The sequence below is a fragment of the Methylobacterium sp. B1 genome (assembly GCF_000333255.1).
Lineage (GTDB): Bacteria > Pseudomonadota > Alphaproteobacteria > Rhizobiales > Beijerinckiaceae > Methylobacterium > Methylobacterium fujisawaense.
The window spans coordinates 1-14300 of the sequence record NZ_BACT01000604.1; the positions used below are offsets into that span (position 1 = coordinate 1).

Below are 14300 nucleotides of genomic sequence, written 5' to 3' on the forward strand. Positions count from 1 at the left end.
GGCGAACCGGGCGGGCCCATGGAGTGCTTGGGAGGAAGCGCAGCTTTACGAGGCTCGTATCTGGCATACCAGCCCTGGGAACGCAGGGCAGGTCTGCGAAATCACGAGGCATTCCTCAGGGCATTGGCGCCCACTGCCCCGCGGGTGGGCGACGGCGGTCGACCGTGACATCCCCCAAGCGCCGGCTCCAACGGGCCGGCGGATGCGCGGATCGGCTGAGGGGCGGATGTCCCGGGCGGAGCGGCCCCCGCGGCTCCGGCCCATCGGCGCAGGACATCGCCGATCCGGTGTCGATCTCAGGCCGCCACCGCCTGGGCGCGCGTCCGCCCCTCGAGGTCGCGGATCGTCGCGGCGAAAAGGGTCTCCAGCCCGTCGCAGGCCTCTTGCGGCTCGGCGCAGGCCGCGTTCCGGGCGGCATCCTCGATGGCGCGCAACCGCGCGACGAGGGCGCGGGCGCCGATATTCGCACTCATCGACTTGAGGCTGTGGGCCGCCCTGGCGATGGCAGGCTGATCCGAGACGGCGAGGGCCGATCGGAGGGTGGCGAGCGCGACAGGGCCTTGCGCCCGGTACAGATCGAGGACGCGGTCCAGGAAGGCACCGTCTCCGAGGCCGAGAAGTCCGTCCAGCACCTCGGCGTCGAGCAGATCGCCGTCTGGCGATGCTTCGGGTGCTGCTCCGGGTGATGCTCCGGTCGGCAAGGCGGCCCGGGCCTCTTCCGATCCCACCGCAGCCTCCCGTGCCGCGTCCCGGAGGGACGGGACATGCGCCTGCAGGAGATCGGCGAGCTGCCGCAGGGTGAAGGGCTTCAGGAGCGTTCCGTTCATGCCGGCGGCCTCTGCGGCTTCCGCAGCCTCGCCGAGGACGTGGGCCGTGAGCGCGACGATCGGGGTGCGCCGGTCCGTGGCCGCCTCGCGCTGCCGGATCGTCCGGGCGGCCGCGAAGCCCTCCAGGACCGGCATGCTGCCATCCTTCAGGATCAGATCGAAACGCTGCGCCCCGGCCGCCGCACGGTCCCGGCCCCGTCCTCGACGGTCACGACATCGGTCACGCCGCAGCGGGCCAGGGCCTCGAGGGCGACCTCGCGGTTGACCGCGCTGTCGTCGGCGACGAGCACCCGCGCGCCCGAGAACTGCGGCAGCAGATCGGTCGCGACGGCGACCGCCGCGGACGCGGTGAAGGGATCGCCCGCGGCCAGCGCCGCCAGGAGGGGCCGCCACTCCGCCTGGATCACGGGCCAGCGCAGCACCGCGTCGGCGAGGCCGGACCGGAGGGCCTGATCGGCCGCATTGTCGCCCGCCCCCGCCAGGACGAGCACGCGCCCGGCCCGATCCGGCCGGCGACCCGCCGCCACGAGGGCGGCCGCGTCGAGGACCCAGTGGGCGGGGGCCGCGCCACGGTCCGCCGCGACCGGCGCGAAGCCGGCCCCGCTCAGACTGGCGGCGAGGGCAACCCGGGTCGCGGGACCGGCGGTGTCCAGCACGATCGCGGCCGGCACCGTGCCGTGGCGCAGGATCGGCCGGGCGGGTTCGGCGACGGTCACGGGAATGCGCGCCGAGAAGGTCGAGCCCGCGCCGACGCGGCTCTCCACCGCCACGGTGCCGCCCATCGCGGCGATGATCTGCTGGGCGATCGAGAGCCCGAGGCCGGTCCCGCCGAAACGGCGGGTCGTGGATTGATCGGCCTGCGAGAAGGCCGAGAAGATCGTGGCCAGCTTGTCCTGGGGGATGCCGATCCCGGTATCGGCGACGGCAATGACGAGGCATCCGTCCCCGGCATCGAGCGCCATCCGGACGGAGACGTGCCCGGCCTCGGTGAACTTCAGCGCGTTCGACACGAAATTGCTCACCACCTGACCCAGGCGGACCGGGTCGCCGAGGATCGCCTGCGGCACCTCCGGCGCGATGTCGGCCGCGAGGTCGAGCCCGGCCGCGCGGGCCCGCTCGGCGAAGAGCGTCACCACGGTATCGGCGATCTCGGCGGGGCACACCGGCACGTGTTCGAGATCGAGCTTGCCCGCCTCGACCTTCGCGAAGTCGAGGATGTCGTTGATGATCGCCAGGAGCGACCGGCCGGACCGGGCGATGACTTCGGCGTAGCGGCGCTGGCGCACCGGCAGGTCGGCACTCGCCAGCAGTTCGGCCATGACCAGGACGCCGTTCATCGGCGTCCGGATCTCGTGGCTCATCGTGGCCAGGAAGGTCGACTTGGCGGCGTTGGCGGCGTCGGCGGCCTGCTTGGCCTCCCTCAGATCGGCTGTCCGCGCCTGGACCTCCGCCTCCAGGTGGGCGCTGTGGGCGGCGAGGCGGTGGTCGCGCTCGTTGACCGCGGAGAGCAGGTCATTGAGGGTGCGCGCCAGGGCGCCGACCTCGTCGTCGCTCTCCACGCGGGCGCGCTGCGTGTAATCGTGGCGCAGGCGGACCGCCTCCATGGTCCGGGTGAGGGCCCCCAGGGGCCGCGTGACGCTGCGCTGCAGGTAGAACGACACGCCGATCCCGATCGCGACGGCCAGCAGGGCCGCCAGGGCGGCGTTCTGGCCGGCGGCCCAGACGTGGTCGCGGATGTCGTCGGTCTCGCCGATCAGGACGACCCGACCGACGGGGCGCCCGTTCTCGAGGATCGGCGCGGTCGCCCGGAGACTCTGGGTGGCGAACAGATGAAGGAGCGAGAGATCCGCCCCGTCCAGGGCTGCGTCCTGCGTCAGCCGCAGGCCGATCCCCTGCTCGGCGAGGACGGACCCGTCCGGTCGCTCGATCGCCCCGTAGACGATGGACGGCACGTTGCCGATCGCCCGGAGGGAGGCGGCGGCCGCGGCCTCGTCGTTGGCGGCCGTGGCCCGGGCGCCCCCGTGGGCGAAGACCTGGGCGACGGCCTCCAGCGCCGCTTGCTTGTCGGCGGCGTAGCGGTCGACCTCGCGCCAGACCGACAGGGCCGCCGCCAGGACGAGGGCCGCCGTGACGGCGCCGGTCACCGCCAGCGCCAGCCGGCCGGCCAGGGAACGTCTCGGCCTGAGCCACGCGAGATGCACGCTCTTCTCCTTCAGGCGGCCCGGAGGGCCCGGTCGCGGGACGGGGGCGGCGGAAGAGGCGGGATCAGGCGGCGGCGCGGATGCAGGTCCGCGTCACCATCTCCCAGCCCGCCAGGAAGGCCTCCACGCAGCGCGGATCGAAGTGGCGGCCTGCCTGGTCCGCCAGGAAGGCCCGTGCGCGCTCGAGGGGCCAGGCCGCCTTGTAGGGCCGCTCGGTCACCAGGGCGTCGAACACGTCCGCCACCGCCACGATGCGACCGGAGATCGGGATCGCCTCGCCGCGCAGGCGCTTGGGATAGCCGGTTCCGTCCCAGCGCTCGTGGTGGCTCTCGGCGATCTCGGCGGCGAGGCGCACGACGTCGGAGGTGCTGCCCTCCAGGATGCGCCGGCCGCGCTCGGCGTGCTTCTCCATCTCGGCGCGCTCCTCGACCGTGAGCGGCCCCGGCTTGAGCAGGATCGCGTCGGGAACGCCGATCTTGCCGACATCGTGCATGGTGGAGGCGAGCTTCAGGATCCGGATCTCCGCCGGATCGAAGTCGAGATTGGCGGCGATGATGCCCACGTAGCCGGCCACCCGGGCGATGTGATCGCCGGTATCGGTGTCCCGGTGCTCGGCGGCGCGCATCAGCAGGGCGATGATCTCGCGCTCCCGCGCCTCGATGACCGCGACCGCCGCCGCGACCTCGCGGGCGAGCACCGCGGCCCGGTCCTGCTCCTGCCGGTGGGCCGCGCTGATCGTCATCAGGTTGGTGATGCGCGCCTGGATCTCGACGGGATCGCAGGGCTTGCCGAGGAAATCCGTCGCGCCGGCGCGCAGGGCCTGATGGCGCAGGCTGCGCTGGTCGAGACTCGTCACCATGACGATCGGCACGTGCGCGAAGCCCGGGACCGCCCGCGCCGCCGCGATGACGTCGAGGCCGGTCAGGCCGGGCATGTCGTAGTCGGTGACGACGACCCCGATCCTGTCGACATGCGCCCGCAGGAAGTCGAGCGCCGCCCTGGGGCAGGTGAAGGCGACCGGCTCGCAGCCGGCCACGGGCTTGAGCGCCTGCATGACCAGCAGGTTGTTCATCTCGGAATCGTCGATGATCAGCGCGAGCACCGCGTCACTCCCAGACGAATGGCCGGCAGCGGAGGATCGGCATCGTGGCCTCCGCTATTGCGAGAGCAGCAGCTTGCCCGAGAGGGGGCCGACCCCCTTGGGCACCGGCACGCTCGTCGCGTCGTAATTCGCGTTCAGATAGAGATTCGGCCCCTCGTAGAGGTTGACCTGCTGGGCCACGATCACCGTGTAGGCCGATTGGTCGGCAACGGGTTTGCTCGCGTCGATCACCACGCGGCCCGCCGGCAGGTAGAGCGTGCCCAACATGGTCCGCGCATTGTCGCTGATGATCCGGTAAGTCCGCATGGGCTTGGTCGCGGCCAGCGGCGGCGGCGTCGGCGCGATCGGGCTCAACACATCCCCGAGAACGGCCTGGGTGGGGTCGACCGGATCGCTGACCACCCGCTCCTCCATCATCAGCAGGCCGGCCATGGGACCTGTGGTGGGCGCCGACAGACTGACCGTGGTCTTCTTGTCGAAGACGAGGCCGCCCTTGTTGCCGGTGAAGTAGAAGGCGACGTCGATGCCGGTCATGGCGGCATCCTTATCGACGATGAGCGGCCCGTCCTTCATCACATAGGTGCCGGCGCGCAACGCGACGGAGGCGCTCTTGGTGATGTGCAGGCCGCCGCAATAGGTGCCCGGATCGAGGGTCACGCTCTGATCGACGAGATTGCCGCTGGTGTCGCGCTTGCTGTTGGCCGAGGCCGGGATCGCCGTGCAGGCGCCGATCGGCGGTGGCGCCCGGTCCTTCAGCGGATCCTGGATGGGCGGACAGCTCGTCTGCGGCGGCGGGGCAAAATTCGCGCGGGCGCCGTCGAAGCCGCCCGCGGTGCAGATGGTCTGTGCCCGGGCATAGGCGTTGTCCTTGCCGACCATGCCGCGAGGGCTCAGCGAGTTGCTGTAGAGCGAACAGTCCTGGGCCGTGACCTCGGCGCTCTTCTCCAGTTCGAAGGCCCCGTCGGCGAGCGGATCCAGCGTGAGCAGGCACAGGCGCATCTTGCCGACGACGCGCGCCTTCGAGCGCACCGCGACCTTGACCATCGGCACGCCGACGAAGCCGCCGAAGGCGAGCTTGACGGTCTCGTCGACCGTCACGGCGACGCTGGTCCTGTCGTCCGCCACGTCGACCTGGAGCGCATACGGGCTCTCGGTGCGGGGCGCCGCCTGGGCCTGGATCGTGTCGACCACGATACTCTTGGCCGCCGCCGAGGTCGCGACAGCCAGCTTGAGGTAATTGCCCGCCGCCAGAACGCCGGCATCGGCCGCGTTCTGGAGCTGGCTGCGCCGGGAGGCGAGGCGGGCATAGTCGATGCCGCCGCCGGTCAGGCCGAGCAGCACCACGGCGCTCAGACCGAAGGTCAGGGCCACCGAGCCGGACCGGTCCGCCAGGGCGCGCGAGCCGATGCGGAGCGCTCTCCAGAAGGGTAAAATGGGCAGTTCTCCCCGGGCGGGATCGGTGCGGCCATCGCGACTGCACCAACCGCCGACCCGACCTGGCTAGCGCCCAGCTCCTAAGAATCCGTCGCGTTGGAACGCCAAAATGCCAGCGCCGCCCGTCCGGCCACGCTTGGCTGTGAAAATCGTCGGACCCCTTGCAGACCGAAGACCGCTCGCCCCGGAACACAGGGCCGCGATACAAGCAGAAGAGTGTATAATCGAATTATATACAACTAAAGCGCGAAAAGACAGTCCTCCACAGACTCGTCGCCGCCGAACCTCGATAAGGTGGCAAATTCTACTCATGTTTGAACGTTTTCTAAACGAGCCGATCTTACATCTAGCTTCGTCCGGCCGTTGAGCCGGGACGGCAGCAGGCACAGGACCTGCAGAGTTCGTTTGTCATGATGGGCATCTTGCGGCGCGTCGCGACTGTCTGGCGCACACGCGAGCCGGGCGGCCGGGCTGGCACCGACGGAGGGATCCGACGGCTGCGCGGCCACCGCGGCGGCGCCTCGGCGGTGGAGTTCGCGCTCCTGGCGGCGCCGTTCCTGGCACTTTTGGGCGTCGTGGCAGAATCCGGCGTCGTCGCCATCGAGCAGCAGACCCTCGATATCGCCGTCGATCGCAGCGTGCGCCAGCTGCGCACGGGCGCCTTTCAGGACGGCGCCGACGGCAGCGATCCAAGCCAGCGCTTGCGCAAGCTCGTCTGTGCCGGCCCGTCGGCGCTGTTCCCCTGCGCCGATCTGCGCCTCGACGTGTCGCGGACGGCTTCGTTCTCGGCATCGCAGCCGGCGGAGCCGTTCGACAAGACCACGAAGACGTGGACGACGGGCTTCGGCACCCGGTTCGAATGCCCGCAGGGCGGCGATACGGTGACGGTCCGGGTCGCCGTGCCGGTGATGCGCCTCTTCCAGATGCTGGACTTCACCGGGCGGATCATGTCCGACAAGTCGCAGCTGCTCGTCACCACCGAGATCTTCCGGGCCGAGGATTACGAGCCCAAACCGTGCTGAGCCTCCGTCCCCGCGCGGGCCTGACCGGCCTGATCGGCAGCCGGGACGGCGTCAGCGCGATCGAGTTCAGCGTGATCGCGCCGATCCTGCTGCTGATCCTGATGGGGTCAATCGAGCTGCCCCGCGCCTTCATGATCGGGAAGCGGCTCGACAACGCGTCGGCCACGATGGCGGATCTGATCGCCCGCGGCAGCTACGCCGACCTGAAGCCGGTCTTCGCCGCGACCAGCGCGATCTCCAACCCCTACGACGTGAGCGGCGCGAGCATCGTGCTGACGGCCGCGGGCACCTACAGCGACGGCAGCTCGGCGACGACCAAAGTCTGCTCGAGTGCCGAATCCAACGGGCAGGCCTACGCGGCCGGCACCTCCCTCGGCCCACCGCCCCCGGGGATGACCCGAAACGGCGATCGCTTCGTCGTGTCGGAGGTGACGATGATCTATAATCCGATCTTCCCGGTGCTCTCGAAGCTGACCCGGTGGACCTTCCGATCCAGAAAGGTCTGGCCGGTGCGCGGAGGCGAGATCTACAACGGACAGAGCGAGGTGGTTCTGCCCGGCGGCAAGCCCTGCCCGGCCTGAACGGGCGGACGGCGGCAGGCCCGTCGAGCGGAGGCCAATCCTCCGCGGCAATCCGGTCGGCGATGGAGGATGGCGCCTGCGGCACGCAGGACGGGGTGCGCGGGCGCGGCGGCGGTCTTCCAAGCGCGGCGCGGGCGATCCGGCGACGCGGCCGGCGCCACCGGATGGACCCGGTGGCGCCGGATCGCGGCCATCGCCCGCCTCAGCGGGTCGAAACCGCGGTGGCGACGACCCGCCGCGAGGCCGGGCTCGCCGGGACAAGACGCGGCGTCGTGGTCAGCTCCGAGGCCGGACGAACCGCGGCGGTGGGACGCGCCTGCTCACGGTAGAGCGGGGGAGTCAGCGCGATGGTCTCGTCGGCCAGGGCGGTGCCGATCATCGGAACGGCGGCGAGGGCGGCGAGAACGATGGTGCGAACGGTCATGATGCGAAGTCCTCTCGTTATCCGGGTCGTGCCCGGCTTCGAGGGGGTATTTACGTTGCAGAGCAACATGATCCAAACAGATGCAATCGATACCGCATATCGATACGATCAATGTTTGCCGTGCCGGTTCCGTTTCCGAGCGACTGGGCAGGCGGACCTTGCCGCCTGCGCCTCATCGACCGGTCGGCTCGAGGAGACCGCGCTCCGGGAGCCGGCCGATGCATCGCCAAGGTTCGGCCGAACGGAAGGACGGACCGAGTTCATACAATATTAAACCGCACCCCCGAAGGTCGGTCAGCCCATTGAATGTTTGTGAACCCACAGAGACTTAACGCGTAAAAGTTTATCTTTTCGCGCGGAAGGAGACGGCCCGTTGCTGGTTGCTGCCCTGCTCTTCGCGGTGGGCGTATGGGAGGGCTGGCGGTATCGGGCAGCGGTTCTGATAGCCAGCTCGATGCTGGTCAGCATCGGGTGGCTGGGCCTGTGGGCCTTCGTATGGACGCATCTCGACGCCGAGAAGATCCTATTGCTGTTCGCCTATCTCACCGCCCATCAGGCCGGGTATCTCGTCGGCGCCTATCTCGGGGCGGATTTCGGCGAAGATTCTTGACCAAACGGATCGTCGGCCCGCGGGCTGCAATCATCGTGGCGACGTCGACGCCAGGTTGACGGAGCGGCGCAGACAGGCCGGCGGGGCGATCGAAGACGAAGCCGGGATGCACAACCCGTTCTCCGGGCGCCGCCACCGGCTGCCGGAGCTCAGTGGCCGAGTTCCACCGGGATGCTGAGATCGACGATCCCGTCCCCGCTCAGGAGAGCGGGCGGCGGGGCGGAGGTCGGGCTGATCCCCTGCAGGGCGCGGAGCGCGCGCTGATCGAGTTTCGGCGAGCCCGAACTCTGCTCGATCTCCGCGCTCTGCACCGCCCCGTCCGGACCGATCTGGACGTGGACCAGCACGGTTCCGCCGCCCCGAGCCGTACCCGATCCCCTCTGAGCGCGGTCGGCGGCATCGATCCGCGTGACGAGGTCTGAGAGCCAGGCCCGCACCGCGGGTCCTGGAGTCGCCTGCGCTCCGCTCGCCAGAGCCAGACCGAACACAACAGCACCGGACATCAGGACGCGCGGCGACATGGGAAACGGTGGCTCCCTGAGCCCAGGATCGAGGGGCGACCCTACGCCCCGAACGGGCCGCTTGCGACCCCGATCCCGTGTCGCCGTCACGCGACGGCGGCGGTTTTCCAGCCTTTCGGGCCGGCGGCGGCCAGCATGACGTCGTCGCTACCGATCTCGAGGCCGGTATAGCCCAGCATCTGCGCGAGTTGCGTCCGGGCCCGCCAGACCCGGCTCTTCACCGTGCCGATCCGGCACCGCATGATCGCGGCGGTCTCCTCGTAGGTCAAGTTCTCGATCGCCACGAGCACGAGCGCTTGCCGCATCGGCGGCGTGAGACGACCGAGGGCCGCCTGGACGTCGCTCAGGTCGAGATGGCCGCCCTGCTCGGGCAGCGAGACCATCCGCTCCGCCTGCGCTCCATCCTCGTCCTGCACCTCGCGCCCGTGCCTCCGGTGCTCGTTGTAGAACGCGTTGCGCATGATCGTGAACAGCCACGCTTCCAGGTTGGTGCCCGGTACGAAGCTGGCGCGCGAGCGCCAAGCCCGCAGAAGCGTGTTCTGCAGCAGGTCGTCGGCACCGACGTGGTTGCGCAGCAGCGAGCGCGCGAAGCGCTGCAGATTCGGCACCATGCCCAGGAGCGAGGCCTGGAATTCCTTCTCACGGCCGTCTTGCGCCTCGCCGAAGGCACCGTCCAGCAACCTCAGCAGTTCGGCGAAGCGCTCCGCGATCGTCGGCTCAACGGCGTCCTGCGCGTAAGTCGCCGCCAGCAGATGGCCGAGATGAGATTGCACGCTGTCGGGGAGCCGGGGCGCCGGTGGGTCGATTGTATCAGCGTCCAGCAAGACTCCGAGCATGATAGCCGATCACCTGAACAGGATGAAAACATGATTTCGGATATTAATCCCGGAATATGTCACACTCGCCGCAACATAGATCAGCCAATACGAATATATATGGACAGAAACATGCCGGTCGGCGCGGCGGACACGAGAAACGCCCCGGAACGAGGAGGGTTTCGATGGCATTGGACGCGCTGAAAAACGCTACGCCCCGGCGCCGAATCTGTGGCGACGCCGTCCGAGACCGCGCCGCTCCGCATGTCGTCTTCGACACGGGGTCAGGCGCGGCGGGTTGAACACAAGGATCGACTCCATGACCAGACTCTCGGATCTCGAGATGGATCCCGCCTTCCAAGAAGCCGTCAGCGCCGTACGAGGCGCGGCCAGCACCTTGAGCGGTCGCGCCGTGACGGCCGCTGAGGCCCGCTTTCTCGTCGGCATCGCCCTGACGACCTTTGCGCATGCCGGTGGCCTCGAGGAGCCGAGCCGTGGCCGGCTCGCCCGCTTCGCGGCGCGCAGCGGCCCGGACACGGCCGTCGGGACGCGGACCCGGCACTGAGCCACCGCCGGCCAACGGGAGACGCCCGGACCGCAGATCCGAACGCCGCTCCGGTCTCAGGCATCGCGGGCCGCCGACGCCCGACCCGGATCGCGCGCCACCACGCGCAAGCCCGCAGTGCCCCCCTCGGTGCCATGCGGGCCGACGATCGGGAGGTGCCCCTCGGGGGGCCCGGCCGCCGCCCGGATCCGCCGGATCTCGTCGCGGCCGTGCCGACCGGCCGCGACCCTCGCCGACTGTGCCGCGTGGTCCGCCCCGCGCCCCGACCGATGGACCGCAGGGCGCGGATCCCTCCGAGGAAAACGCCTCGACCGGAGGGCGCGCGGATCGGAGCGTCCGGTCGATCAGCCGATCTGCTGGGACTCGGCGCCGCTGTCGGGCCGCGCCGGGCCGAGCACCGGCTCCTCGCCCATCGGCTGGTTCTGGACGACGCTGAACGTGCCCTTGCCGTCGAGGGAGGGGCCCTGCGTCCAGCGGCCGGCCGGCGGCGGCGAACCGTCCGCCGACGTCCCGAAGAAGGCGTAGTTGAACTTCTGGTTCTCCTTCTCCTGCGGGAAGGAGTTCGGGATCGGCAGGGTGCCCGCGTGGCCGCCGAGTTCCTCGATCACCGCCAGCCATTGCTGCTGGTGCATGGTGTCGCGGGCGATGAGGAAGCTCCACATGTCCCGCATGCCGGCGTCGGTCGTGGCGTTGTAGAGCCGCACTGCGAGGACGCGGCCGGTGCTCTCGGCGGCGACGTTGCAGTACATGTCGGCCGCAATGTTGCCGCTGGCGTAGACGTGGCTCATGTCGAAGGGCAGGCCGTCGGAATTGCCCGGGAAGGCGGCCATGCCGGTGGACAGCAATGTCTTGTGCAGCATGCCCTCGGCGATGTGGCGCGGGTTCTCACCGCCCATGATGGCCCCCACGATCGCGTCGGCCGCCCCGGCCTCCTGCACCTTGGTCGGCGCGTTCTCAAGATTCAGCGCGACCGCCGTCGCGAGCATCTCGATATGGCCGAGTTCCTCGGTCGCGGTGGCGAGCAGCATGTCCCGGTACTTCGTGGTCGGAGCACGATTGCCCCAGGCCTGGAAGAAGTACTGCATACAGACCCGGATCTCACCTTCGATTCCGCCGATCGCCTGCTGGAGCATGCGGGCATAGATCGGGTCGGGGCTGTCGACCTTGACCGGATACTGAAGACGCTTGTCGTGATAGTACATGGTATCTGTCCCTCGCGAGAGGCACGGCGTGCTCAAGCCCACCGCACGAGCGGCTCTCGGCTCGGCACCCCCGTGGGAGCATCGAGCCTCTCACCCTGTCCAACCCCGCGTCAGAACGACGGTTCGATTCCTCGATCTATTTATAACGAACAATATTTGTTCAAAGCTATTTTATTAAGCTCGATCAGGCTATTGGCACGGTCAATCTCGATCATTCCCGCGCCAGAACATCTCGTATTACATAACGTATGTTAAGGGAGACCAACCCCGGTTCAGGGCGCTTGGCAGGCGCCTCCGGCCGGGCACCGTGCAAGCGTCCCCGGTCCGGCGGTCGCGGCCCGTGCGGCCTCACGAGGATGCCGCACCGACGTCCCGGAGCTCAGAGGAGCCCGGCTCGGCGGGCGAGCATGATCGCGAAGGCGAGGCAGGCGGCGAGGCTGACCCCCAGCATGGCGACGTTCGTCCAGAAGCGCACCGGCCGGCTGGAGCCTTCGATCCCGCTGGCGCGCAGTCGGACCCACGGCACATACAGGTAGAGAGCGATCAGCGTCAGGATCAGAAACGCGAAGGTGGCGAGCCGGCCGGTGATCAGGGCCGCGCCGGCCAGGACCGCCCAGCCGAAGACGAGGCCCAGCATGGTGAACAGGGCTGTCGAGTTCACGTCCGCACGTCCCCTTCCGCGGATGATGTCGGCAGGGCAGCCGCTGCGATCCTCAGTCTGCGCCGGGACCCGTCGAGGAACCCGCAGCGTCAGCCGGACCGGTGATCAGATCGAGAAGGTTTCTGGTGCTGCGAGAGAGGATTGAACTCTCGACCTCTTCATTACCAATGAAGTGCTCTACCACTGAGCTACCGCAGCAGGTGACCGGGGCGCCCCCGCGGGGGGCGTGTCCGTCCGGCCGAGTGGGGCCATAACGGATCGCCGCCGCGTTGGCAACGCCGTGTTGCGCTTCCGCGCATTTTACGTGCGCGATGCGGCCCGGATCAGGGCCGCGAGGCCCGGCTCGGAGACCGCCTCGGCGGCTTCCACCGGTGTGAACCAGCGCAGGTCCCGTTGACGCGCCTCGGGAAAGTCCTTGAGCTGCTTGCGCACCTCGAGGGGAAAGACCTTCACTTGGCACAGGACGGTGTCGAGGTTCCTCAGGCGCTTCTGGTAGAGGTAGAAGCCGATCGGACGCTTGCCGACCGCACCGCGCAGGCCCGCCTCCTCGTAGGCCTCCCGCGCGGCCGCCTCGAACGGCTTGCGCCCCTTCATCGGCCACCCTTTCGGGATGACCCACCGACGGCTTTCCCGCGACGTCACCAGCAGGATCTTGGGCTGGCCATCCCGCCCGCGCCGGAACGGCAAGGCTCCCACCTGCCGACGCGGCTCCCCGTCATCGTCGTTGAGGGTCATGGTCGCACCGCGCGAGGCGGAAGGCTGCCCCGACCCGGCGTCATCGACGCCGCGTGCGGGCTCTGTGCAGTCTGGCGGATGATCGGACCCTCGGTCGACGGCTCTGAGCACACGCTATAGGGCGAGCCGGCACATTCAACTGCCAGTAGACGAACGGCGCGACCTCTCCGTGAAGTCGCGCCGGTCCTGTCATGATCTGCGGGGATGATCGGCGCTTGGCGCGGCCGGTCATCCCATCCGACGAACGGCGCGATCCGCTGATCCCGGCGGCAGCGCTGCGGCCGCCATCCCGGCCGAGACCGGATCGGCGCCGGCGGTCTTCGCGCTGGCTGCCTTCGCCGGCAGGACGGTGGGTACAGGCACCGGCGTTCCCGGTCCGGTGGCAACCGCTGCAGAGGCCGATGCAGAAGACAGTGCAGACGCCGACGGGGCGACCGATCCGGGGACGGGCGCAGAGGGGCGCGTCGCGGCCGGGACGAGGGCCGGGGCGGCCGACTCCGCTTCCGGCTCCACCGCGGGTGCGGCGGCCAGAGTGTTCGGCGGCTCGCGCCACGTGAAGGCGTCGAGGCGTCCGGTCACCGGCGAGACCGGCGCCCAGGTTTCGGTGGCGATGCCATCGGCGATCCAGACGCGGTCGCGCGGGGCGCGGGCGGCCCGGGCCAGCCACTCGCGGGCCTGGCCGGAGGCGGCGCCGTGTTCGGCCTCCTCGATGGCCGCCATCATCAGGCAGGCGCGGGCGGTCGGCCGGTCGGTGAGCAGGGGCTTCACGGCCTCGCGGGCCCGCTTGTAATCCCGCGCGTCGAGGGCGGCCTGCCCCAGGGCGAGCCGGGATTCCGGATCCCAGACGGACAGCTTCGCCAGGACCTCGGCGCGGGCGAGACGGTCGCGGACCGAATCGCCGGGCCGCAGCCCGAGATAGACCTTGGCGAGGTCGGGATGGGGATTGGCCTTCCAGGCCGCCTCGACGATCCGGGCCGCCTTCTTGACGTCGCCGCGGCGGGCGAGGAGGCGTCCGGCGATGCAGGCCGCCGGGACGAGATCGGGGGCGAGCTTGACCGCCTGCAGGATGCGCTCCGCGGCGAGTTCCGGCTCGCCGGCCTCGCGCTCGCCGGCGATCGCGGTCAGCAGCACGGCCCGCTGCCGCCGGGCGGTGGCCTTGTCGATCAGGCCGAGGGACGAGCGGCGCTCGATGGTCTCCAGGGCGGCGGCCCAGTCGCCGTCGGCGCTCTGCGCCTCGAGCAGGGCCTCGTTGGCCCAGGTGACGCTCGGCGCGAGGCGGGCAGCCTCGGTGGCGTAGGCGCGGGCGGCCGTCTCGTCCTCCCGGCGCCGGGCCTCCACGAACAGGCCGCGCAGGCCCAGGACCCGGGTCTCGGGATCGTCGACCATGCGCTGGAAGGCGCTTTCGGCGGCGTCCCGGTCGCCGGAGATCTGCGCGGCCTGGGCCTTGAGCAGCAGGGTCAGCGGCTCGGTGCCGAGGAGCCGCTCGGCGTCGCCCGCGAAGCGGCGGGCCGCCAGGGGATCGCCCGAGCCCACCGCCACCATGCCGCGGGAGAGGGCGGAGAGGCCCTTGGCGCGGCGCCGCTCGGCGGAGCCGCGACCA

The 14300-nt window shown here is 70.0% G+C and carries 15 protein-coding genes and 1 tRNA gene; 4 read left to right on the plus strand and 12 right to left on the minus strand.

Annotated features, from left to right (window positions below; translation table 11 throughout):
• Nucleotides 1-296: 296 nt before the first annotated feature.
• The 4 genes from I53_RS36180 to I53_RS17730 form a co-directional block, all read right to left on the minus strand.
• A complete protein-coding gene (locus I53_RS36180) occupies nucleotides 297-962 on the minus strand; it encodes a response regulator (protein ID WP_374701339.1) in 666 nt (221 codons plus the stop codon).
• A 17-nt stretch (nucleotides 963-979) separates the two neighbouring features.
• Entirely contained in the window at nucleotides 980-3028 is a 2049-nt protein-coding gene (locus I53_RS17720; RefSeq protein WP_374701340.1) for an ATP-binding protein, read from the minus strand.
• A gap of 64 nt (nucleotides 3029-3092) precedes the next feature.
• Nucleotides 3093-4130, minus strand: coding sequence for an HD-GYP domain-containing protein (locus I53_RS17725; RefSeq protein ID WP_043353023.1), 1038 nt, complete (start codon nucleotides 4128-4130; stop codon nucleotides 3093-3095).
• Between the two features lie 54 nt (nucleotides 4131-4184).
• Nucleotides 4185-5495: a TadE/TadG family type IV pilus assembly protein gene (locus I53_RS17730; RefSeq protein WP_051044875.1), complete on the minus strand. Its 1311-nt coding sequence runs from the start codon at nucleotides 5493-5495 to the stop codon at nucleotides 4185-4187.
• Between the two features lie 479 nt (nucleotides 5496-5974).
• On the opposite strand from I53_RS17730, the gene I53_RS17735 reads away from it, so the two are divergent.
• Nucleotides 5975-6586, plus strand: coding sequence for a TadE/TadG family type IV pilus assembly protein (locus tag I53_RS17735; RefSeq protein WP_051044870.1), 612 nt, complete (start codon nucleotides 5975-5977; stop codon nucleotides 6584-6586).
• Nucleotides 6580-7167 (plus strand): TadE/TadG family type IV pilus assembly protein, encoded by a 588-nt coding sequence (locus I53_RS17740; protein WP_043353026.1) that lies wholly within the window; start codon nucleotides 6580-6582, stop codon nucleotides 7165-7167. The genes I53_RS17735 and I53_RS17740 overlap by 7 nt, the downstream gene beginning before the upstream one ends.
• A gap of 202 nt (nucleotides 7168-7369) precedes the next feature.
• On the opposite strand, the gene I53_RS17745 is transcribed toward I53_RS17740, so the two are convergent.
• The gene (locus tag I53_RS17745) at nucleotides 7370-7591 is read right to left on the minus strand and encodes a hypothetical protein (RefSeq protein ID WP_078946968.1); all 222 of its coding nucleotides are present in this window, start codon (nucleotides 7589-7591) and stop codon (nucleotides 7370-7372) included.
• Between the two features lie 373 nt (nucleotides 7592-7964).
• Between I53_RS17745 and I53_RS17750 the strand changes: the two genes are divergently transcribed.
• Complete coding sequence (locus tag I53_RS17750; protein WP_043353028.1) at nucleotides 7965-8201, plus strand: hypothetical protein; 237 nt, start codon at nucleotides 7965-7967, stop codon at nucleotides 8199-8201.
• A gap of 149 nt (nucleotides 8202-8350) precedes the next feature.
• Here I53_RS17750 and I53_RS17755 read toward each other — a convergent pair whose 3' ends face one another.
• Together I53_RS17755 and I53_RS17760 are read right to left on the minus strand one after the other, a co-directional pair.
• The gene (locus I53_RS17755; RefSeq protein ID WP_043353029.1) at nucleotides 8351-8722 is read right to left on the minus strand and encodes an energy transducer TonB; all 372 of its coding nucleotides are present in this window, start codon (nucleotides 8720-8722) and stop codon (nucleotides 8351-8353) included.
• An 86-nt stretch (nucleotides 8723-8808) separates the two neighbouring features.
• Nucleotides 8809-9558 (minus strand): sigma-70 family RNA polymerase sigma factor, encoded by a 750-nt coding sequence (locus tag I53_RS17760; RefSeq protein ID WP_051044873.1) that lies wholly within the window; start codon nucleotides 9556-9558, stop codon nucleotides 8809-8811.
• 298 nt (nucleotides 9559-9856) lie between these two features.
• Between I53_RS17760 and I53_RS17765 the strand changes: the two genes are divergently transcribed.
• A complete protein-coding gene (locus I53_RS17765; RefSeq protein ID WP_043353031.1) occupies nucleotides 9857-10102 on the plus strand; it encodes a hypothetical protein in 246 nt (81 codons plus the stop codon).
• Nucleotides 10103-10446: 344 nt separating this feature from the next.
• Here the strand turns inward: I53_RS17765 and I53_RS17770 are convergent, their stop codons facing one another.
• The 5 genes from I53_RS17770 to I53_RS17790 all read right to left on the minus strand — a co-directional run.
• Nucleotides 10447-11304: a manganese catalase family protein gene (locus I53_RS17770; RefSeq protein WP_043353032.1), complete on the minus strand. Its 858-nt coding sequence runs from the start codon at nucleotides 11302-11304 to the stop codon at nucleotides 10447-10449.
• Nucleotides 11305-11683: 379 nt separating this feature from the next.
• Entirely contained in the window at nucleotides 11684-11965 is a 282-nt protein-coding gene (locus tag I53_RS17775) for a hypothetical protein (RefSeq protein ID WP_043353034.1), read from the minus strand.
• 123 nt (nucleotides 11966-12088) lie between these two features.
• A tRNA-Thr gene (locus I53_RS17780) sits at nucleotides 12089-12163 on the minus strand.
• A gap of 102 nt (nucleotides 12164-12265) precedes the next feature.
• A complete protein-coding gene (locus I53_RS17785; RefSeq protein ID WP_043353036.1) occupies nucleotides 12266-12700 on the minus strand; it encodes an NUDIX hydrolase in 435 nt (144 codons plus the stop codon).
• A 228-nt stretch (nucleotides 12701-12928) separates the two neighbouring features.
• Nucleotides 12929-14300 (minus strand): heme biosynthesis HemY N-terminal domain-containing protein (locus I53_RS17790; protein ID WP_043353039.1); only part of this gene is annotated, 1372 nt, incomplete at its 5' end.

Bases quoted from the DNA above. Each gene is read 5' to 3' on its own strand.
- I53_RS36180 (WP_374701339.1), bottom strand. From the start codon at position 962: ATGCCGGTCCTGGAGGGCTTCGCGGCCGCCCGGACGATCCGGCAGCGC.
- I53_RS17735 (WP_051044870.1), top strand. From the start codon at position 5,975: ATGATGGGCATCTTGCGGCGCGTCGCGACTGTCTGGCGCACACGCGAG.
- I53_RS17745 (WP_078946968.1), bottom strand. From the start codon at position 7,591: ATGACCGTTCGCACCATCGTTCTCGCCGCCCTCGCCGCCGTTCCGATG.
- I53_RS17755 (WP_043353029.1), bottom strand. From the start codon at position 8,722: ATGTCGCCGCGCGTCCTGATGTCCGGTGCTGTTGTGTTCGGTCTGGCT.
- I53_RS17760 (WP_051044873.1), bottom strand. From the start codon at position 9,558: ATGCTCGGAGTCTTGCTGGACGCTGATACAATCGACCCACCGGCGCCC.
- I53_RS17765 (WP_043353031.1), top strand. From the start codon at position 9,857: ATGACCAGACTCTCGGATCTCGAGATGGATCCCGCCTTCCAAGAAGCC.
- I53_RS17770 (WP_043353032.1), bottom strand. From the start codon at position 11,304: ATGTACTATCACGACAAGCGTCTTCAGTATCCGGTCAAGGTCGACAGC.
- I53_RS17785 (WP_043353036.1), bottom strand. From the start codon at position 12,700: ATGACCCTCAACGACGATGACGGGGAGCCGCGTCGGCAGGTGGGAGCC.